The 20,382-nt window shown below is 64.9% G+C and carries 18 protein-coding genes and 1 pseudogene; 15 read left to right on the forward strand and 4 right to left on the reverse strand.

Annotation, left to right across the window (positions count from 1 at the left end):
• The 4 genes and pseudogenes from AC5RTT_RS10160 to AC5RTT_RS10175 all read left to right on the forward strand — a co-directional run.
• Window positions 1-359, forward strand: a pseudogene (locus tag AC5RTT_RS10160) (hypothetical protein); the annotation flags it as partial.
• Between the two features lie 27 nt (window positions 360-386).
• The gene (locus tag AC5RTT_RS10165) at window positions 387-1,391 is read left to right on the forward strand and encodes an aldo/keto reductase family protein (protein WP_494145084.1); all 1,005 of its coding nucleotides are present in this window, start codon (window positions 387-389) and stop codon (window positions 1,389-1,391) included.
• Between the two features lie 49 nt (window positions 1,392-1,440).
• Entirely contained in the window at window positions 1,441-2,559 is a 1,119-nt protein-coding gene (locus AC5RTT_RS10170; protein WP_494145085.1) for a sulfite oxidase, read from the forward strand.
• A 47-nt stretch (window positions 2,560-2,606) separates the two neighbouring features.
• The gene (locus AC5RTT_RS10175; RefSeq protein WP_494011565.1) at window positions 2,607-2,990 is read left to right on the forward strand and encodes an RNA-binding S4 domain-containing protein; all 384 of its coding nucleotides are present in this window, start codon (window positions 2,607-2,609) and stop codon (window positions 2,988-2,990) included.
• Window positions 2,991-3,039: 49 nt separating this feature from the next.
• On the opposite strand, the gene AC5RTT_RS10180 is transcribed toward AC5RTT_RS10175, so the two are convergent.
• Window positions 3,040-3,552 (reverse strand): hypothetical protein, encoded by a 513-nt coding sequence (locus AC5RTT_RS10180; protein ID WP_494145086.1) that lies wholly within the window; start codon window positions 3,550-3,552, stop codon window positions 3,040-3,042.
• Window positions 3,553-3,722: 170 nt separating this feature from the next.
• Between AC5RTT_RS10180 and AC5RTT_RS10185 the strand changes: the two genes are divergently transcribed.
• Together AC5RTT_RS10185 and AC5RTT_RS10190 are read left to right on the forward strand one after the other, a co-directional pair.
• Entirely contained in the window at window positions 3,723-4,340 is a 618-nt protein-coding gene (locus AC5RTT_RS10185; RefSeq protein WP_494145087.1) for a uracil-DNA glycosylase family protein, read from the forward strand.
• The gene (locus tag AC5RTT_RS10190) at window positions 4,337-5,287 is read left to right on the forward strand and encodes a prenyltransferase/squalene oxidase repeat-containing protein (RefSeq protein WP_494145088.1); all 951 of its coding nucleotides are present in this window, start codon (window positions 4,337-4,339) and stop codon (window positions 5,285-5,287) included. The genes AC5RTT_RS10185 and AC5RTT_RS10190 overlap by 4 nt, the downstream gene beginning before the upstream one ends.
• Before the next feature lie 24 nt (window positions 5,288-5,311).
• Here AC5RTT_RS10190 and AC5RTT_RS10195 read toward each other — a convergent pair whose 3' ends face one another.
• Together AC5RTT_RS10195 and AC5RTT_RS10200 are read right to left on the reverse strand one after the other, a co-directional pair.
• Entirely contained in the window at window positions 5,312-6,553 is a 1,242-nt protein-coding gene (locus AC5RTT_RS10195; protein ID WP_494145089.1) for a type II toxin-antitoxin system HipA family toxin, read from the reverse strand.
• Window positions 6,550-6,816, reverse strand: coding sequence for a helix-turn-helix transcriptional regulator (locus AC5RTT_RS10200; RefSeq protein ID WP_494145090.1), 267 nt, complete (start codon window positions 6,814-6,816; stop codon window positions 6,550-6,552). The genes AC5RTT_RS10195 and AC5RTT_RS10200 overlap by 4 nt, the downstream gene beginning before the upstream one ends.
• A 304-nt stretch (window positions 6,817-7,120) precedes the next feature.
• On the opposite strand from AC5RTT_RS10200, the gene AC5RTT_RS10205 reads away from it, so the two are divergent.
• The 6 genes from AC5RTT_RS10205 to AC5RTT_RS10230 all read left to right on the forward strand — a co-directional run bounded on the left by AC5RTT_RS10205 (window position 7,121) and on the right by AC5RTT_RS10230 (window position 15,245).
• A complete protein-coding gene (locus AC5RTT_RS10205; RefSeq protein WP_494145091.1) occupies window positions 7,121-8,179 on the forward strand; it encodes a thermonuclease family protein in 1,059 nt (352 codons plus the stop codon).
• 606 nt (window positions 8,180-8,785) lie between these two features.
• A complete protein-coding gene (locus AC5RTT_RS10210) occupies window positions 8,786-10,345 on the forward strand; it encodes an alanine/glycine:cation symporter family protein (RefSeq protein WP_494145092.1) in 1,560 nt (519 codons plus the stop codon).
• Window positions 10,346-10,469: 124 nt separating this feature from the next.
• Window positions 10,470-11,171, forward strand: coding sequence for a FadR/GntR family transcriptional regulator (locus AC5RTT_RS10215; protein ID WP_494145093.1), 702 nt, complete (start codon window positions 10,470-10,472; stop codon window positions 11,169-11,171).
• A 24-nt stretch (window positions 11,172-11,195) separates the two neighbouring features.
• The gene (locus AC5RTT_RS10220) at window positions 11,196-12,257 is read left to right on the forward strand and encodes an asparaginase (RefSeq protein WP_494145094.1); all 1,062 of its coding nucleotides are present in this window, start codon (window positions 11,196-11,198) and stop codon (window positions 12,255-12,257) included.
• A gap of 8 nt (window positions 12,258-12,265) precedes the next feature.
• A complete protein-coding gene (locus AC5RTT_RS10225) occupies window positions 12,266-13,699 on the forward strand; it encodes an aspartate ammonia-lyase (RefSeq protein ID WP_494145095.1) in 1,434 nt (477 codons plus the stop codon).
• 34 nt (window positions 13,700-13,733) lie between these two features.
• A complete protein-coding gene (locus AC5RTT_RS10230; protein WP_494145096.1) occupies window positions 13,734-15,245 on the forward strand; it encodes an amino acid permease in 1,512 nt (503 codons plus the stop codon).
• Between the two features lie 89 nt (window positions 15,246-15,334).
• On the opposite strand, the gene ggt is transcribed toward AC5RTT_RS10230, so the two are convergent.
• Complete coding sequence (ggt, locus tag AC5RTT_RS10235; RefSeq protein WP_494145097.1) at window positions 15,335-17,188, reverse strand: gamma-glutamyltransferase; 1,854 nt, start codon at window positions 17,186-17,188, stop codon at window positions 15,335-15,337.
• A 181-nt stretch (window positions 17,189-17,369) separates the two neighbouring features.
• Between ggt and AC5RTT_RS10240 the strand changes: the two genes are divergently transcribed.
• The 3 genes from AC5RTT_RS10240 to AC5RTT_RS10250 all read left to right on the forward strand — a co-directional run bounded on the left by AC5RTT_RS10240 (window position 17,370) and on the right by AC5RTT_RS10250 (window position 20,380).
• Complete coding sequence (locus tag AC5RTT_RS10240) at window positions 17,370-18,317, forward strand: L-lactate dehydrogenase (RefSeq protein WP_494145098.1); 948 nt, start codon at window positions 17,370-17,372, stop codon at window positions 18,315-18,317.
• Window positions 18,318-18,454: 137 nt separating this feature from the next.
• Window positions 18,455-19,771: an ATP-binding protein gene (locus AC5RTT_RS10245; protein WP_494011553.1), complete on the forward strand. Its 1,317-nt coding sequence runs from the start codon at window positions 18,455-18,457 to the stop codon at window positions 19,769-19,771.
• A 57-nt stretch (window positions 19,772-19,828) separates the two neighbouring features.
• Window positions 19,829-20,380 (forward strand): flavodoxin domain-containing protein, encoded by a 552-nt coding sequence (locus AC5RTT_RS10250; protein WP_494145099.1) that lies wholly within the window; start codon window positions 19,829-19,831, stop codon window positions 20,378-20,380.
• Window positions 20,381-20,382 lie beyond the last annotated feature (2 nt).

Below are 20,382 nucleotides of genomic sequence, written 5' to 3' on the forward strand. Positions count from 1 at the left end.
GGCGGCGTGAACCGCCCGTCCTGGCCGAGGATTGGGCCTCCGCCGTGGCCGAGGCCGACGCCCGTGCCATCGCTCGGGCACGGGCAGCCGCGCCCGAGATCAAACTCTCCGTACGGGACCTGCCGGATCCGAAGGTGCCGGCGGAGAAAGTGGCTGAAGTGGCCCCGCTGGTTGAGTCCTCCCTGCACAACCACCGGCCTCCGCACGAGGTTCCACGGTCGTTCAAGAAGTCTCCGCACCCGCCAGCCCTCGCGCCGTTGGACACAGGATCGCTCGTCTCCTTGACCGGCCCCCAGCAGATACTCAAGGAAACGTCGCCCGCCAGCGAACAGACGGATGGAAAAAAGCCCTTACCCTGAGCAACCATCTGGGCTAGCGTGAAACGCATGGAATTCAGATACCTCGGAAACAGCGGTTTCAAAGTCTCGGAAATCACGTTCGGCAACTGGCTTACCCATGGTTCCCAGGTGGAGAACGACGTCGCCACCCAGTGCGTGCGGGCGGCGCTGGACGCCGGAATCAGCACCTTCGACACGGCCGACGTCTATGCAAACACCGCGGCGGAGACCGTCCTGGGCGAGGCGCTGAAGGGCGAGCGCCGCGAATCATTGGAGATTTTCACCAAGGTCTACGGGCCCACGGGCCCCAAGGGCAAAAACGATCTTGGCCTGTCGCGCAAACACATCATGGAATCCATCAACGGCTCGCTGCGCAGGCTGCAGACCGACTACGTGGACCTCTACCAGGCGCACCGCTACGACTTCGAAACGCCGCTGGAAGAAACCATGCAGGCGTTCGCGGACATCGTCCGGCAGGGCAAGGCACTCTACATCGGGGTCAGCGAGTGGACCGCGGACCAGCTTCGGGAAGGCCACGCCCTCTCCAAAGAGCTCGGCTTCCAGCTCATCTCCAACCAGCCGCAGTACTCCATGCTGTGGCGGGTCATCGAGGCCGAGGTAGTGCCGGCGTCGGAGGAACTGGGCGTGTCCCAGATCGTTTGGTCGCCCATGGCCCAGGGCGTCCTCAGCGGCAAGTACCTGCCCGGCCAGCCCGCGCCGGAAGGCAGCCGGGCGACGGATGAAAAGGGCGGAGCCAAGATGATCGAGCGCTGGATGCGTGACGACGTCCTGTCCGGTGTGCAAGACCTCAAGCCCATCGCGGAGGAAGCCGGCCTCTCCATGCCGCAGCTGGCAGTCGCCTGGGTGCTGCAGAACCCCAATGTTGCGTCTGCCATCGTGGGTGCCAGCCGTCCGGAGCAGATAGCGGACAGTGTGGCGGCGGCCGGTGTGACGCTGGAGCCGGAGGTCCTGAAGAAAATTGACAACGCTATCGGCTCGCTGGCTGAACGCGACCCGGCAAAGACCCAGTCTCCACCAAAACGGGAGGCGTAGGCCGGGAAAAGGCGTTGACGTGCCGGCGGTGCGGGCGTAGACCTGTGGCATGACCCAGACCTCCCGGCAGGAGCAGCCCACCGGCCCCAGTGAAGCAGAAGCCCGGCAGGGGGCTGGCCCCACCACCGGCCCCCTGACCCGGGAAGAGCTGCAGCTGTCAGCCCGGAACCATTCCATGCCCTTGGAGGCCCTCCGCAGGGATGTCACGCCGCCCGGGCTTCACTACGTCCTCACGCACTTCGACATTCCGGACCTCGACGCCGCTTCCTGGCACCTTAGAATCAGCGGTGCTGTGGAGCGCGCCCTGGAACTGAGCATGGCAGCGCTCCGGAAGGATCCCGCCATCACTGTGCCCGTGACGCTGGAGTGCGCCGGCAACGGCCGTTCCCTCCTCTCGCCCCGGCCGATGAGCCAGCCCTGGATCCAGGAAGGGGTGGGCACCGCGCACTGGACCGGCGTGCCACTCGCCTACCTCCTGGGCAAGGCGGGCGTGCTCCAGAACGCCATGGAAGTGGTCTTTACGGGTGCCGACGCAGGGGTGCAGGGCGGCGTCCCCCACCACTACGCGCGGAGCCTGCCGATCCGTGAAGCGCTGCGTGCCGACGTCGTACTCGCTTACAAAATGAACGGCACCGAACTGCCGCCGCAGCACGGCTACCCCCTCCGCCTGGTGGTTCCGGGCTGGTACGGCATGGCCAGCGTGAAGTGGCTTGGGTCCATCGAGGTGGTCACTGCCCCCTTCACCGGCTACCAGCAGCAGGTGGCGTACCGCTACCAGGACTCCGCGGACGACGCCGGCACTCCGGTTTCACGGATCAGGGTGCGTTCGCTGATGGTTCCGCCGGGAGTCCCGGACTTCTTCACCCGCAAACGCATCCTGGCCCGCGGCCCGGTCCTGCTGCAGGGCCGTGCCTGGTCCGGGGAGGGTGCGGTAACCGGCGTGGAGGTGGGGATCGACGGCACGTGGCTGCCCGCCCAGCTGGACAAGCCCGCCGGCGGATTCGCGTGGCGGAAGTGGACGCTGCCCTGGGTGGCGGACCCGGGTGAGCACGTCCTGTCCTGCCGGGCCACGGACGCCACCGGCGCCACGCAGCCCCTGGAGCAAAACTGGAACTACCAGGGGATGGGCAACAACATGGTGCAGCAGGTCAGCGTAACGGTGGAATGACCCAGCACTGAATGCCTGCGCTCCCGGGGCTATACTCGGTGCCAGCCATGACCAGCCTTCCTGCCTCCCCCGCCAGCGTCCGTATCGATGCGTGGCTGTGGGCCATCCGCGCCTACAAGACCCGTTCCGCCGCCACGGCGGCCTGCCGGGCGGGGCATGTCCGGTTGAACGGCAGCCCGTCCAAAGCCTCAGCCACCCTGGTGACCGGCGATACCGTGACAGTCCGGATGCCGGGGTATGAACGCATCCTCGAAGTGCGGCGGCTCATTGCCAAGCGGGTGGGGGCGGAAGCGGCGTCGCACTGCTTCACTGACCACACCCCTCCCCGGCCGCTCGCGCCGGCGCTCGGCCTTCCGCAGCGGGACCGGGGCACCGGACGGCCCACCAAGAAGGACCGCCGCGAGATGGAGCGGCTTCGCGGGCAGGCCTGAGTCCAGCCGGAAGGAACTCCGAGTTCTGCCCGTTTGGTGTGACCTGACGTCAGCGGCCGGTCTTGGTGCGGGCCTGCACGAGGTTGGCGAACGGCAGCTTTCCGAATTCCTGGAGGAACGCTGCGTGATAACGGGCTTCCGCGTCATTCAGCTGTTCCGGGGCCAGTTCCTTCCAGGCAATGGACAGCGATCCGGCATCCGAGAGCTGCCAGATGGCCCGGCCGTCCCAATGCCCGGGCGGCCTTCCTTGCCCGAAGTCCACAAATTCCTGGATCTGGCGCCGTAGGCCCCTGTTGCCTTTGCTTCCCGGTCCCGCCTTCCCGATATAAAGGACGACGGCGGCGTCCACCCACTCGGCGGCCAGCGCGGCTTCGGGAAGGGACGGGGCCTTTTTCTTGAAGGTGCCGGCAGTGCTTTTCTTTAGGAAACGCGGCTGGAATCCTTCCGGGGCCACCACGGCGAACAGGCCTGTCCCCTGGGGGATCCGCATGGTTTCGAGATCCCGGACAGGACGGAAGCCTGCGAAGCCTTCGGCCTTCAGGCCCTTCCTGGTGAACTGCATAGTGTCATTCAACAGCACCTGCTGGTGCTGCTGCGCTTTCCCCGCGAACTTCAATCAGCTGCTCCGGACATAGGACTGCCACCGCCAAATTTTCCTGCCCACCCTCAGGGCGGAAGCGTAGAGTGGCCTAAGACGCCTGATTCTGACCACCTTGCTGTGAGGGAGAGATCGTGACGATTGACTGGGACGAAAAAAAGGCCCTGCTACAAGAACCGAACATCGCGAAGGTAACCCAGCTTTGCGACGAACTCATGGAAAAGAAGCCCGGCTCCACCGTGCCGTACATTGACCCGGTGCACGACGAGGACGAATGCCGGATCGTCAGCCTGCAGGGCAGCCCCGGAAAAGGCACCGAGTCCGGGTTTGTCTCGCACAACAACGACGATGAGGCTGCCCGACGGGCTACCCAGATTTACGAACTCGCCGAGCTCGACCCCCGCTATGTGATGCCGTGGAACGCCTACCCGTGGGTCCGCGAACCCGGCAGCCCTTCAGCCCTGAGCGTGCAGGAAAAAACCGACGGCCTCCGCGCGTTCCGCCAGTTCCTCAAGATCAACTCACGTGTCTCGGCGATCATTGCCCACGGCACGGATGCCTCCGCATTCCTAACGCTGTACGAAAAGACGTACCATTCGGCCCTAAAGAACAGCGGCATTAAGATCTACAAGGCAACCGCGCTGGGAGGCAGGGCGTTCGCAGTTTCCGAAGCCAAGCAGGAAGAGCTCCTGGCCAAGAACGTCGAAACCTATAAAGACGCCATGCAGCGGGCCGGCATCCAGCACCTGTGACACCTGCTGCGGAGCGGAACGTCCTGGACTGGCTCCTGGCCGGCGATCCCGCCATCCGCTGGCAGGCCCTCCGCGACCTCACTGATGCCCCTGCCGCCGAAGTCATGGCCGAACGGAACCGCGTCGCCACTGAAGGCTGGGGTTCCCGCCTGCTTGCCCTGCAGGGTACGGACGGGCAGTGGGCCGGTGGCACCTACTGGCCGGCAGTGGACGATGATCCCGTCAACCAGCCATGGACCGCCACCACCTACAGCCTCCTGCTCCTGCGGGACTTCGGCCTGGCCCCCGAAAGCCAGCAGGCCCGCCGTGCCATCTCACTCGTCAAGGAAAACAGCCGCTGGGAGGAAGGCGGCCAGCCGTTCTTCGAAGGTGAGGTTGAGCCCTGCATCAATGGCATGGCCACCGCGCTGGGCGCCTACTTCGGGCAGAACGTGGACAGCGTGGTGCAGCGGCTGTCGGGTGACCAGTTGCCCGACGGCGGCTGGAACTGCGAGGCCGTCAACGGCTCCACACGCTCCTCATTCCACAGCACCATCTGTGTCCTCGAAGGACTGCTGGAATACGAGCAGGCCACCGGAGGGACGCCGGCAGCCAGGGCTGCCCGGGAACGGGCTGAAGAGTACCTCCTGGAGCGCCGGCTGATGCGGCGGAAAGCGACCGCTGAGATCATCAGTGGCGACTGGCTGCGCTTCTCCTATCCCACCCGCTGGTTCTATGACGTCCTCCGCGGCCTGGACTACTTTCGGGCCACGGGAGCTGCCCCGGACCAGCGCCTGGCAGAGGGCGTGGAGCTGGTCCGCAAGAAAGAGCAGCCGGACGGAACCTGGCTGTTGGAGAATACACATCCCGGGAAGGTCCATTTTGCGCTGGAGGACGGCGACGGCAGCCCCAGCCGCTGGAACACGCTGCGCGCCCTTCGGGTGCTGCGCTGGTTCGACTGCGCATGAATCTAAGGCGGGCGGCTGCCTGCCCTACCCTTCCAGGAGACGCCGGCGGTGCTTCAGCTCCTTGACCCACGCCCTGGTGACCATGTCCGGGAAGGGCGAGGCGCCGTCGTCGTTCCCGGGGCCTTTCACGACGCCGAAGGCCGTTCCTGCCTCAAGGTCCGCCACCAGCGGCCCGGACGCTTTCAACGCGAGCTCCAGCACCTGGGCGGCTGCGCGTTCGGGGAGTCCGAGGTCCGTTGCCCAGCCCAGGAAGTGGCGGCGCGAGATCCCTGTCCGCTTGCCGTTCAGGGTCAGCGCCAGGGTCTTATCGCCGTAAACCACTGTGGAGGGAATGTCGTAGACCGGAGCGATCGCCCATTCTCCATGCGGCTGCTGGACCATGGAGACGTTCTTCGCGTGGAGGTCGCCGTTGCCGGTGAGCCACGCAAAGGCGCCCTGGAGGGCAAGGTTCCGGAGCGCGGGGAGCGGCGCCGAGCAGTGGTCCGCCAGCGCGTGGCAGACCTGCCCGTACCCCACGTTGTACTTGTCTGCCGGATAGAGCTTCAAGACTTGGGCCCCGTCCTCGACGGCGAGGCGCAGCACATCGTCTGGCCCGCCACCTGGCCGCGGGATGCGGTCGAAGCGCTCCACCAGCAGGCCCGGCCGGCCGGCCACGTCCCGGATCAGCTGGACCCGGCTGAGCGGAATCCGGAGCTTGGCGGCGTAGCGGAACATGACCAGCTCGTTCTCCACCACGTGGGGGAATTCGGGGGCGTTGAGCTTGAGGATGAACCTCTTGCCTGCACTGGCCACCGGAAGCGAAATCATGCCAGCCGACAGCTTGTCCTGCACGCCGGCCAGCGCAACCGGGTCGATCAGGTCCGGATCGCCCAGCAGCTGGTCGAAATCCACGGGCTGTTTCGGGTCCAGCTGCACCGCGTGTTCGTCGGGGTCCAGCGGTTCGCCGTGACCCACGATCTGGACATCCCCCACCGGGTTTCCGCCGGCGGCGATGAGCAGGGACAGGTCATCGTCCACACTGGTTTTGATGGAACGCCGCAGCGCGTTGAGCCGCCGGCCCTCCGGCAGCAGCCCAGTGAAGTACGGCGGGGCGGCCCCGGCGGCGCACAGGACAGGTTCGCGGGTAAGCGGCAGGGAAGAGGCGACGGCGGGTCTTCCGGACGCGAGATAGGCGGGGAGGTAGCTGAATCGGGTTCCGCCATCGTGCCGTTCCAGCCTCGCCGCCAGGACGCCTGCCTTGTAAATATCGGCGATCCGGTGCCTCATGATGCTGCGCCTTCAGCGCTTCCCGCGCCTGCTTGGGCACGGGCGGCGCGGCTGGTCCGCGTGGCGATGTCCAGCTCAAGCCCCAAGGTGTCGAGGACCGCGATCAGCGAATCCAGCTGGATGCTGGGCTTCCCCTGTTCCACGAAACGGATGAACCGTTCAGAGACACCGGCCATGTCGGCCAAATCCCGCTGGGTGAGGCTAAGTGCGGTCCGGCGTGAGCGCACTTCGTTAGCCAGGGAGTCTGTGAATCGCTGATCCATGATTGTCCTATAGGTACGTTCGTGCCGGTTACTGCCGTATCTGGAAGCCTAGTCCCGAAGCGGCCCGACTGAAAGAGAAAACCGGCACGAGCGTGCCGTTCACTCGTGTCGCCAAGACTACGGCAACCTTGAGCCGAACTTGAGCTGAAGCTGAGGAGAAGCGCCCAGCATTAAGGAGAAAGCTTCAGGGTTCGTCGAGGTCAAGCAGAGTGCCGCAGATTTCTGATGCGCCTATTCAAGGGGGACCTCGATCAAAAATCTAATCATTGCATCAGTCGCGGCGGCCGGTCTGGTGGCCGGCTCCGTGGCAGTTAGCGCGGCAGCAAACGCTGACAACGGCACGGTCGTCAGAATCGTGGACGGTGACACCCTGGTGGTGTCGATCAACAACGCGAATCACACAATCCGTCTGCTGAACGTGGACACGCCGGAAACTAAGGACCCGAACCAGCCGGTCGAATGCCTCGGGCCGCAGGCTACTGATTACCTTGCGGGCGTTCTTCCGCCTGGCACCTCAGTACGCCTTGAGTTCGACAAGACCCGGCACGACCGCTTCGGCCGCACCCTCGCAGGCGTATTCGCTCCCGACGGCACACTCGTCAATGCAGAAATCGCACGTGAGGGACTGGGCATACCGGTGCAGTATGACGGGAACGTCAGGTTCCTGCCGCCGGTGGAAGAGGCTTATGAGGAGGCCCGGACCGAAAAGATTGGGCTCTTCTCGGAGACCATCGATTGCACATTGCCGGCGCAGCTCGCCCAGACTGCGCAGGCGCTTGAAGAAGCTGCCGGCGCTGCACCTGCAACCACTTCGGCCGCCGCCGGCGCGGCTGCTGCTGTACTGGTTACCGAGCTTGCCGCCGCGAAATCCCTCAGGGCGGTCTTTGCTGCAACCAAGGACGCCAACAGGGCCATCTATTGGACTGGGCTTTCAGCAGCCGCCACCACGGCCGCCCTGTCTGCCCTCGACAGCAGGATTTCGCTGGGTGAAAAGAAGCGGGACGAATTCAAGTCCCTCCAGACAAGCTTGGCGGCAGCGGAAAAGAAGGCAGAGGAAGAACGGCGTGCCGCTGAGGCGCAGGCCGCCGCAGAAAAGAAGGCCGCTGAGGAACGGGCTGCTGCAGAGAAGAAAGCTGCCGACGAAGTTGCTGCTGCCGCGAAGGCTGCAGCAGAGGAAGCGGCCAGACTCGCAGCGGAGGAAGCTGAGCGGCTAAGGAGGTTGCCTGCCCCGGCGCCTTATGTAGCGCCTGCACCCCAACCATATGTTCCACCGGCTCCTGCCCCGTATGTACCACCGGCATCGTCCAAGTACACAGGTCCGCGCTGCTATGCACCGGGCGGGAAAACCTGGACTCCCTGCTAAGCATTCAACGGCAGCAGGTCCGAACGCTTAAATGCTTTCCGGACCCGCTGTTGTAATTGTGGAATCAGGACGTCGTCGGACCGTCCGACTTGGCGCTTTTGCGGCGTTCCTCGATGCTCTGGGCGACGTGCAAAATGCTGTCCTCCACCCCTCCAGCGATGGCCTTTGGTGCTGCCGCAAGCCCAGCAGCTCGACTTCCTCCAGGTCCCGACCAACCACTTGGCGGAAAACGGCAAGGTTAACCCAGCCGCCCTTTTCAACTCGCCGTACAACGAACTGGCGGCCTTCCGGCCCGGACATCCTCTTCGGGGACAACGGGGCCGTTAAACTGTTCCGCATCCTGCGTTCCATTGAGGACCGTGCGCGCGTGAGCTAGGCCTGCTCCTACCAACCTGAAATTGAACATTGCCAAGCCATTGGTTCTCTACCAGATCCAGACTACAAAACCAAGGTCGAGTTTTCGGCCCGGTTGACATAAGTTGGATCGGATATGTCACAGCTCACATCCATTGGGGGAGTTCAGGCAGCAGCTTCAGCTGTCCTGAGCGGAGACGGGCAAGAAGCAGGCCCTCAACCAGAGAGTACGAATCAATGCAAGCAATACCCATGGCTGCCCACGACGAAATTGGCTGGCTGGCCTCAGTAGAACAAACGATCGATGACATATTCCGGCCGATCGCTGAAGTATTTACGACGATTGTATTCTTCCCCATCACCATTGGCGACGTCAGCTTTCCAGCCGTGGTCGCCTGGCTCATCGCCGCCGGCATCATCATCAGCATCTACCTGGGCCTGATCCAGTTCCGCGGCCTCAAGGTGTCCTATGAAGTGGTGCGCGGGCGGTACTCCGCCCACCACGATCCCGGCGAGGTGCCGCACTTCCACGCACTGACCTCCGCCTTGTCCGGCACCGTAGGTTTGGGAAACATTGCGGGTGTGGGTGCCGCCATGGCACTGGGCGGACCCGGCGCCACCTTCTGGATGATCCTGGCCGGGCTGCTGGGAATGGCTTCGAAATTCGCTGAGTGCACGCTCGGCGTAAAGTACCGCCAGATCCATGAGGACGGCACCGTAACTGGCGGGCCGTTCAAATACCTGCCCGTCGCCTTCCATAAGTTCGGCAAATGGCCGGTGAAGATCCTCACCGGAATCTTCGCCGTTTCCATCCTCATTTTCGCGGTGGCCGGTGGAAACATGTTCCAGGCCAACCAGACGTTCGCCCAGATGCGCAACGTTACCGGCGGTGACGAAGGTTTCCTCGGCAGTGCCGGAGCCGCCCTGATCTTTGGCCTCATCCTCGCGGCGCTGGTCGCCGCCGTGATCCTTGGCGGGATGAAATCCATCGGCGCTACCACCAGCAAACTCGTTCCGGCGATGGCAGCCGTCTACGTGCTTGCCTGCCTCTTCGTGATCCTCGTGAACATCGACCAGGTGCCGGCCGCGTTCAGCGCGATCATTACCGGCGCCTTTAACCCGTCGGGCATGGCCGGCGGCCTGGTGGGCGTCATGATCGTTGGCTTCCAGCGCGCAGCGTTCTCCAATGAGGCAGGTCTTGGTTCGGCGGCAATCGCCCACTCCACGGTCAAGACGCGACGCCCTGTGAGCGAGGGCTTTGTGGCCATGTTCGAGCCCATGGTTGACACCGTCATCATCTGCACAATGACCGCCCTTGCAATCGTTATCGCGGGCGCACCGAGCCTACAGGCAGGCATCGACCAGGTGCAGGCCGGCGAGGGCGCACCAGACGGCGTCATCCTCACGTCGGACGCTTTCGCCACAGTCCTGCCCTGGTTCCCGGTGGTCCTGGCCGTCGCTGTGACGCTGTTTGCCTTCTCCACCCTGATCACCTGGTCCTACTATGGCCTGAAGGCATGGGAGTACCTGTTCGGCCGCAGCAAGGCCTCTGAAATTTCCTACAAGTTCGTCTTCCTGTTCTTCACCGTTATTGGAACCGTTCTGACGTTCGGACAGGTGCTGAACTTCGCCGACGCTGCCCTATTCATCTGCGCATTCATCAACCTGCTGGGCGTCTACATGTTGCTGCCGGTGATCAAGCGCGAGATGAAGGCCTACCTTGCGGAGCGCAAACGCGGCGACCTTCACAAGCTGGGAGTCGAGACCGACGAGATTGGTTCAACCAGCGTGTCGGGCAAGGACCAGCCGTAACAACCACTGCAGGAGGTCTGATCCCCTGCAGCAAGACCAGGGAGGCTGGCACCCACAATGGTGCCAGCCTCCCTGTTTAAGCCTTCGCTTTGACAGCACGTGTGACGGGTGACATATTGAAAGCGTGAACCTGTCAGACAGCCGGACAGCAGGACAGCCTGCACCCCTTGCCCGGCTCAGCGCTGCCGAAGCGGTGTTCAACACCATCAGGCAGGATATCGAGTCCGGCCTGGTCCCTGTTGGCAGCAAGCTCAGTTCCGAGGCGTCGCTTGCCCAGCAGTACGGGGTGAGCCGGTCGGTCATCCGCGAAGCGCTTCGCTCCTGTACTGCTTTGGGCCTGACGGTCACCAAGACAGGCAAAGGCACGTTCGTGGTCGCCAACAAGGTGGCCAACGACCTCACACTCGGCCAGTACTCGGCGAGGGATCTTACCGAGGCGCGCCCGCATATTGAAGTTCCGGCAGCCGGGCTGGCTGCAGAACGCCGGTCTGACGAGGAGCTCGAAACCCTCCGCCACGTCGTGGCCGCCATGGCCACCGAAACGGACCCCGAGTCCTGGGTGGCCCTGGACTCCAGCTTCCACGCGACCATCGCGCGGGCCAGCGGCAACAAGGTGTTTGAAAGCGTGGTGGCGGACATCCGCGACGCCCTGGCCTACCAGTCGGAAACGCTGAACATGGTGGCCGACCGGCAGCACGCCTCCGACATTGAACACCAGCGGATCCTCGCAGCCATCGAGGCCGGCTCCGCTGCTGACGCGAGTGCAGCCATGGCCAACCACCTGCGCGCCGTGGGCGAGGCCCTCGACTCCATCCTCAACAACTAGCAACAAAGCAACCCCAAGGACCCCATGCCCTCCCCCGTGTTTTCCGCTGCCCGCATTGCTGCGCCGGCACCATCAAGCCTGCCGCAGCACACTCCCCTGGTCGCCGCCATCCGCGACGGACTGGTGGAGGGCGTCCACTACGGCTCGGCCATCGCCCTCGATGCCCAGGGTTCCATCCTGGCAGCGGCAGGGGACCCGGCAACCCCCTTCTACCCCCGGTCCTCACTCAAGCCGCTGCAGGCAGTCGCCATGGTCCGCGCCGGACTTAAGCTCCCGGCAGACCTCCTGGCCCTGGCCGCGGCCAGCCACTCCGGCGCGGCAGAGCACCGTGACGGCGCCCTGCGCATCCTCGAAATGCACGGCCTGTCCGTCACCGACCTGGAAAACAGCACCGACCTCCCCTACGGCGGAGCCGAACGCGAAGACTGGCTGCGCAGCGGAGGCGGCGCCACCCAGCTCACGCAGAACTGTTCCGGCAAGCATGCCGCCATGGCCGCGACCTGCGTCATCAACGGCTGGCCCGTGCAGGGCTACCTCCGCCCCCAGCACCCGCTCCAGCAGCTCGTCCGGTCCACCGTCATCGGACTGGCCGGCGAGGAGCCGTCCGCCGTCAGCACCGACGGCTGCGGCACCCCGCTCTTCGCGCTGACGCTGGGCGGCATGGCCCGCGCCTTCGGCCGAATCGCGCGTGCCGCCTCCTTCAAGACCGGAAATGACGACGGCGGCGCGGAAGCCGCCGTCGGCCTCGCCATACAGCAGCACCCCGAAATGGTGGCCGGGGAAGGGCGCGACGTCACCGAGCTCATGCGGCTGCTCCCCGGAGCGGTGGCCAAGGACGGCTTTGAAGGCGTCCAGCTGGTGGGCCTGCCCGATGGCCGCGCCGTGGCCGTGAAAATTTCCGACGGCGGCGACCGTGCCCGGATGCCGGCCACCGTGGCCCTGCTGGAAGCGATCGGCGTCGACACCGATCCTCTGGCTGGCATCGCCGCCGCACCGGTACTCGGCGGCGGGCACCACGTGGGCCTGCTGCAAGCCACCGACTTTCTGAGCAACAGCCTGTCCAAACCCGACAACGAAGCCCTGTGAGGACTCCCATGACCATCATCGAAACCGCCGCCGACGCCACATCCGCTCCGACCACCCGGTCCGAGCATGACCTGCTCGGCGACAGGGACGTCCCGGCTGACGCCTACTGGGGCGTCCACACCCTCCGGGCCGTCGAAAACTTCCCCATCACCGGCCAGAAACTCTGCTCCAACATGCACCTGGTCCGCGGCCTCGCAGCGGTCAAGCTCGCCGCCGCACGCACCAACCGGGAGCTCGGGCTGCTGGACGCCGAACGCGCGGATGCCATCGAACAGGCGTGCCAGGACATCCTGGACGGGCAACTGGCCGACCAGTTCGTCGTCGACGTCATCCAGGGCGGTGCCGGCACGTCGTCGAACATGAACGCCAACGAGGTCATCGCCAACCGCGCCCTGGAAATCCTGGGCCATCCCAAGGGTGACTACGCGCGGCTGCACCCCAACGACCACGTCAACCTCAGCCAGTCCACCAACGACGTCTACCCCACCGCCGTAAAGCTGGGCACCATCTTCGCGGCACGGGAACTGGTGGACGCGCTGGCCGAACTTGAGGAAGCCTGCGCCGCCAAGGCCCTGGAATTCCGCACCGTTGTGAAGATGGGCCGCACCCAGCTGCAGGACGCCGTACCCATGACCCTGGGACAGGAGTTCGGCACGTACGCCATCACCATTGGCGAAGACCGGCTCCGCCTGGCCGAAGCAGAGCTGCTCATCCACGAGATCAACCTCGGCGCCACCGCCATCGGCACGGGCCTGAACGCACCCGCCGGCTACGCCGAGGCAGCCTGCCGGCACCTGGCCGAAGTCACTGGCCTGCCGCTGGTCACCGCCGTCGACCTCATCGAAGCCACCCAGGATGTGGGCGCCTTTGTCCACCTTTCCGGCGTACTGAAGCGCGTGGCCGTGAAGCTCTCCAAGATCTGCAACGACCTCCGCCTGCTCTCCTCCGGTCCGCGCGCCGGCTTCGGCGAAATCAACCTGCCGGCCGTCCAGTCCGGTTCCTCCATCATGCCCGGCAAGATCAACCCGGTGATCCCGGAAGTGGTCTCCCAGGTGGCCTACGAAGTCATCGGCAACGACGTGACTATCACCATGGCCGCCGAAGCCGGACAGCTCCAGCTCAACGCCTTCGAACCCGTCATTGTCCACAGCCTCCACAAGAGCATCTCCCACCTGGAAGCAGCCTGCCGCACCCTCACCGCACGCTGCATCCGTGGCATCACCGCCAACACCGAACACCTCCGCCGCACCGTGGAGCAGTCCATCGGCCTGGTCACAGCCCTGAATCCCCACCTGGGCTATGCCACCGCCACGGCCATCGCGAAGGAAGCACTCGCAACCGGCAAGGGCGTCGCCGAACTCGTCCTTGAGCGCGGGCTCCTGACCGGCCCCCAACTCCAGGAACTCCTCAGCCCCGAACGCCTGGCAAACCTCAGCAAATAGTCCCCGAACACCCCGGACTTAGAAGGACACCCCCATGACAACTCCCCCCGTCACAGACCACACCATCCCGCCGCAGGCGCATGCATCGGAGCAGGCGCTGCACGCGGAGGACAAGGGCTACCACAAGAACCTGAAGCCCCGGCAGATCCAGATGATCGCGATCGGCGGCGCGATCGGTACCGGCCTGTTCCTGGGCGCCGGCGGCCGGCTCAACGCGGCCGGACCGTCCCTGGTCATCGCGTACGCCGTGTGCGGGTTCTTCGCGTTCCTGATCCTGCGCGCCCTGGGCGAACTGGTCCTGCACCGGCCCTCCTCGGGCTCGTTCGTCTCCTACGCCCGTGAATTCTTCGGCGAAAAAGCAGCCTTTGTCTCCGGCTGGTTCTACTGGATCAACTGGGCCACCACCACCATCGTGGACATCACCGCCGCAGCCCTCTACATGAACTTCTTCGGCAACTACATCCCTTGGATGGCAGCCGTCCCGCAATGGGCCTGGGCCCTGATCGCCCTCGTCGTCGTCCTCGCCCTGAACCTGGTCTCCGTCAAGGTCTTCGGTGAAATGGAATTCTGGTTCGCCCTGATCAAGGTCGCAGCCCTGGTCATCTTCCTCATCGTCGGCACCTACTTCGTCATCTTCGGCACCCCCGTCGACGGCCAGCAGGTTGGCTTCAGCCTCATCACCGATAACGGCGGCATCTTCCCCAACGGCCTGCTGCCCATGATCATCCTCATGCAAGGCGTCCTGTTCGCCTACGCCTCCATCGAACTCGTCGGCACCGCCGCCGGCGAAACCGAAAACCCTGAAAAGATCATGCCCAAGGCCATCAACTCCGTGGTCTTCCGCATCGCCGTGTTCTACGTCGGCTCCGTCATCCTCCTGGCCCTGCTGCTGCCCTTCACCTCCTACGAAAAAGGCGTCAGCCCCTTCGTCACCTTCTTCGGCTCCATCGGCATCCAGGGCGTGGACGTCATCATGAACCTCGTCGTCCTTACCGCCGCCCTGTCCTCCCTTAACGCCGGCCTCTACTCCACCGGCCGGATCCTGCGCTCCATGTCCGTCAACGGCTCCGCCCCCCAATTCGCCTCCCGCATGAACAAAGCCGGCGTCCCCTACGGCGGCATCGCCATCACCGCGGGCGTGTCCCTGCTGGGCGTCCCGCTGAACTACCTCGTGCCCGCCGAAGCCTTCGAAATCGTCCTCAACGTCGCCTCCGTGGGCATCATCATGACGTGGGCCACCATCGTCCTGTGCCAGATCCAGCTCAAGCGCTGGGCCGACAAGGGCTGGCTCAAGCGCCCCTCCTTCCGGATGTTCGGCGCCCCCTACACCGGCTACCTCTCGCTGCTCTTCCTCGTGGGAGTGCTGGTGATGGTCTTCATCGAATCACCGCTCACCATGCTGGTCACCGCCATCGCGTCCATCCTCATGGTCTTCGGCTGGTACGCCTGCCGCAAACGCATCCACGAAATCGCCGCAACCCGGGACGGCCACACCGGACTCTCCCCCGTGGTCGCAAACCCGCCCGCGGAGGCGTTCATGAAGTAACCCTTCCAAACGTCCGACGGCGGCACCTCCGATCCACAACCATGGAACCGGAGGTGCCGCCGTCAGGGTTTAAGGGGTTGGCCGGAAGGCTACCGCGCCGGCTTGACCACCATCGCTGAGCCTCCGCCGCGCCTGACCGGTTCGGCGACCGCTGTCACGGTTCTTCCATCGGGGTCGAACTCGATGGCGGTGGCGGCACCGATTTCAGCGGCTGAGGTAAAGGCGTCGCCCGCCTTCACCAAGGTGTGCCCATACCGGGAACTCAGGGCAGCGCCGTACTGATCAATGAATGCCTGTTCAGCCGTAACGTTCGGTGTGTTGCGCTGTGTGGCCCGGGGGGCGGCCAAGGCGTCCTCGATGCTCATGCCGAAGTCAATCCGGTTGACCAGCGTCTGCAGGACGGTGGTGATGATGGTGGAACCACCCGGAGAACCGAGTGCCAGGAAGGGTTCGCCGTCCTTCAGCACGATGGTGGGCGACATCGACGAGCGCGGCCGCTTGCCCGGCTGGATGCGGTTCGGGTCGTCCTCCTTGTATTCGGTGCTGAAGTCGGTGAGCTCGTTATTGAGGATGAAACCGCGCCCCGGAACTGTGATGCCTGATCCACCGGTCTGCTCGATGGTGAGCGTGTACTCCACCACGTTGCCCCACTTGTCGGAGACAGTGAGGTTGGTGGTGGAGATGTTCTCCGTGTCCTTCTCATCCGCGAGCGCTGCCGGTTCGACCGGGCAGACGCCGTCGTAGGAGGTGACATCGCCAGCGGGGACCGGTTTGGGTGCCGCCTTCAGCGGATCGATTTCGCAGGCCCGTTCCTTGCCGAAAACCTCGTCGAGGAGTGCTTTGGTGGGAACCTTGACGAAGGCCGGATCACCCACGTACTTCCCGCGGTCGGCGAAAGCCAAGGCCGTAGCCTCAAGGTAGTGGTGAAGGGCAGCGGCCGGGTCTGCCTTTGCCACTGCCGGCAAGTCGAACGTCTCAAGGATATTCAGTGCCTCACCCACGGTTGTGCCACCGCTGCTGGAGGGTGCCATGCCGTACACGTCGTACCCGCGGTAGTTCACATGCGTGGGGTCCTGGTCAATGGCACGGTACTTTGCCAGGTCCTGGGTTGTCATGAAGCCCTTGGGAACGGGAAGCTTCGTGGCTGGGTCCTTCGGCGGGTTCTGCACCGTCTTGGCGATCTCCTCGGCAAGCGGGCCTGTGTAAAACGCTCCTGTTCCCTGGTCGGCCAGCAGCCGGTAGGTGTCAGCAAGGTCGTGGTTCTTCAACACTGAGCCAACAACCGGAAGTTGCCCGCCCGGAAGGAAAAGTTCGGTGGTGGCCGGGAATGCCCTGAAACGCTCATCGTTGTCGTCAGTCTGCTGGCGGAACGTCTGATCCACCACGAAGCCGCGTTCAGCTACCTCAATGGCCGGTTCCAGGGCCTTCGCCATGCTGAATTTGCCCCAGCGTTCCAGCGCCCGCTCCCAGGTGGCCGGGGTTCCCGGGACGCCCACGGAGACTCCGCTGGTGACCAGCTCCGGTGTGAACCTGTACGGTTTGCCGGTGGCGGGATCAATAAACGCATTGGTGGGCATGGCGGCGGGCGCGGTCTCGCGGCCGTCGATGGTGTGGACTTTTCCGCTCTTTGCGTCGTAGTACACAAAATAGCCGCCGCCTCCGATGCCGGCGCTGTAGGGCTCCGTGACGCCGAGGGTGGCGGCGGCTGCGACGGCGGCGTCCACAGCATTCCCGCCCTTCCGAAGAACCTCGATGGCGGCAGCTGAAGCCTCGGGGTCGACGGTGCTGACGGCACCGCCGCGGCCTTCGGCTACGGGTTCCTTGTCAGTTTGGTACTGAGGGTCAGCTTTGTGGGCAGAGGCGGGGCTCATGATCGCCCCGGTGGTCACACTCATCGCCAGCGCAGCCGTAATGGCTCCTAGCCGGCGTCCCAGATGTGGCATGGTTGCTCCTGAATGGGGTGCGGGTGAGGTGGGCCACACGTTACTCCTCGGGGATGGGACACTCAACGGCCCGGCCTACCCGGCAGGCGGCCGGCCTACCCTTTATCGGTAGCATGCTGGCATTGTGGGCTTACACCAACAGCGCGGGTCCTGGCGGAGGACCTGAAAGGCGGGCGAGTTGATGGTGGGATCCAAATTGGCCATTGTCGGGGCCGGCAGCGTGGGAACATCCTTGGCCTACGCAGCCCTCATCCGCGGTTCGGCCAGCAACATCGCACTGTACGACGTCAACGCCGCCAAAGCGGAAGCGGAAGTCCTGGACCTCGCGCACGGCACGCAGTTCGCAGCGGGGGCCACCTCAATAACGGGCGGCGGTGACATCGGCGTCACGGACAATGCCGACGTCGTGGTCATCACGGCCGGAGCCAAGCAGGAACCGGGCCAGACACGGCTTGACCTCGCCGGGACCAACGTCCGTATCCTCGAACAGCTGATGCCCCAACTGTTGGAGACGGCTCCGAATGCGGTCTACGTCCTGGTCACCAACCCCTGCGATGTGCTCACCGTTGCTGCGCAGCAAATCACCGGACTGCCGGCGGGCCGGATCTTCTCGTCGGGCACCGTGCTGGATACTTCCCGGCTCCGCTGGCTCCTGGCACGCCACGCCGGCGTCTCGGTGGCAAGCGTCCATGCCAGCATGGTGGGCGAACACGGCGACACCGAGTTTCCAGTGTGGTCCGGGGCCAGGATCGGGCCGGTACCCATCCGCCAATGGACGTCCGGCAGCGGGCGGACGTTCACTCCCGAGCACCTCACTGATACCGCCCGGGAAGTGACGCAGGCGGCCTACAAGGTCATCGCCGGCAAGGGGGCAACCAACTACGCGATAGGCCTCTCCGGCGCCCGCATCGTGGAAGCCCTGCTCCGGGACGAGAATGCCGTCCTGCCAGTCTCCACTGTCCTAGACGGCCAGTACGGCATCTCGGGGGTGGCACTCTCACTGCCCAGCATCGTGGGCCGCCAGGGTGTCCTGCGTGTCCTGGAGACCCCCATGGACGACGTCGAGCTGGCAGCCCTGCAGCACTCCGCCGACACCCTGCGGAACACCCTCTCGACCCTCGGGCTCTGAACCCACGCGGGCGGCACCAGTTCCAGGAAGCCGTAATGCAACGCCGCCGCAACCTTCCGCCCGCCGCCGTTCGCTAAGCTCGGCAGTGGCACGGACATGCCGGCTCAATGACGAACCACCCGGGAGATTAGGCGGATATGACCAACTGGCGCATCAGGGATTTCCATTCGGCCGACCTGGACGGGATCCTGCATCTCTGGGAAACCCTGAAGGCGAGCAACGTCGAGCCGGTCTACGCCCTCTCAGAGGTGCTCGCATCCTGTGAAAAGGACCATGCCGTGGTGGCGGTGCAGGGAGAGCAGGTGGTGGGCGCCGCCGTCGGACGGGCCGCGCACGACCAGGGCTGGATCGTTTTCCTGGCCACCCTCCCGGAATACCGCGGCCGCGGGATCGGCACCTCGCTGCTGGCCGCCGTCGAAAACCGGATGGCACCCCACGGTCTGAACAAGCTTTCGGCGCTGATGCCGGATTCCGAAACCCGCGTGGAAGCATTCCTGGGCCGCGGCTTCGCCCTTAAGAAGAACCTGCGCTACTTCGAGCGGACCATCCCCGTCCAGCGGCAGGAGCTGGGCGCGCTGGGCCAGCTGGGCGGCCGGGTCCTGGCCCGCGACCTGTGGGAAAACGTGGCCGGCATGCACCGGGAGAAGGAACTGCTGGAACGCCGGCTGGTGCTCCCGCTGGCCGAGGCGGACCTGGCCGATGAATTCGGAGTGGTGCCGCCACGCGCCGTCGTCCTCTTCGGCCCGCCCGGCACAGGCAAGACCACCTTCGCCAAGGCCATCGCCTCCCGCCTGGAATGGCCGTTCGTTGAGGTCTTCCCGTCCCGCCTGGCCGCCGATCCCCAGGGCCTGGCCGGGGCGCTGCGCGAAACTTTCCTGGAGATCGCGGAACTGGAACACGCGGTGGTGTTCATCGATGAAGTGGAAGAGATTGCCTCGCAGCGGTCCGGTGAACCGCCGTCGCCGCTGCAGGGCGTCACCAATGAACTCCTGAAGATCATCCCTGCCTTCCGCGAACAGCCGGGCCGCCTGCTGGTGTGCGCCACCAACTTCATCCGGGCGCTCGATTCGGCGTTCCTGCGGCACGGCCGGTTCGATTACGTCATTCCCATCGGCCTGCCCGACCGCCACGCACGCGAAGCCATGTGGCAGCGCTTCATCCCCGCACCGGTGGTGGACGACGTGGACGTCGAGCTCCTGGTGGAGCGCACGGAGGGCTTCTCCCCCGCGGACATCGAGTACGCGGCCCGCAGCGCCTCCCAGCGCGCCCTGGAAAAGGCGGTGTACGACGACGGCGGGCTGGCCTCCGGAGCGAGGCCGTCCGTCCGGGAAGCGGTGCGGAAAGGCCCGTCCACCCAGGACTACCTTGATGCCATCGCCGAAACCCGCACCACCGTCAGCAAGGAAGTCCACCAGGACTTCCTTGAGGATATCGACGCCCTGGCCCGCGTCTAAGGAGGGCCGGGACTTTCTGCCCTTACCCCCGCGGCCGCCGGGAAGCAGTATCGAGGTATGGCAAACATAGTTATTCCTTACGGGACCTCCGAGGGCCAGACTGCCCGGATTGCGGAATTCATTGCCGACGTCCTGCGGGCCCACGGCCACGACGTGGAGCCCGTAGACCTGAAACACTCGGACCACCTCCTGGCCGGCAGCTATGACGCCGCCATCGTGGGAGCTTCCATCCACATGGGAAAGCATGAGGAATACGTCCGGGAGTTCGTCCTGAAGAACCGCAATGCGCTGGAAAAGATCCCTGCTGCCCTCTTCTCTGTCAGCCTCGCCGCCCACGGCGACATGGAGAACGCTGAGAAGTACGTTGCCGAATTCGAGGACGGGACAGGCTGGCATCCGGCCCGCGTGGCCCTTTTCAGCGGCGCACTCCTGTATACCCAGTACGGATTCCTGAAGCGCATGGTGATGAAGAAGATCGCCCAGGACAAAGGCGGCCTTGATACCGATACGTCAAGGGACTACATCTACACGGAATGGGATGGCGTGCGGCGGTTCGCCGAGGACTTCGCGGCTGCCCTGGAGCACAAGGCGGCCCGGAGTAATCTTTGAGG

This window comes from Arthrobacter sp. Y3221157, from assembly GCF_059089865.1.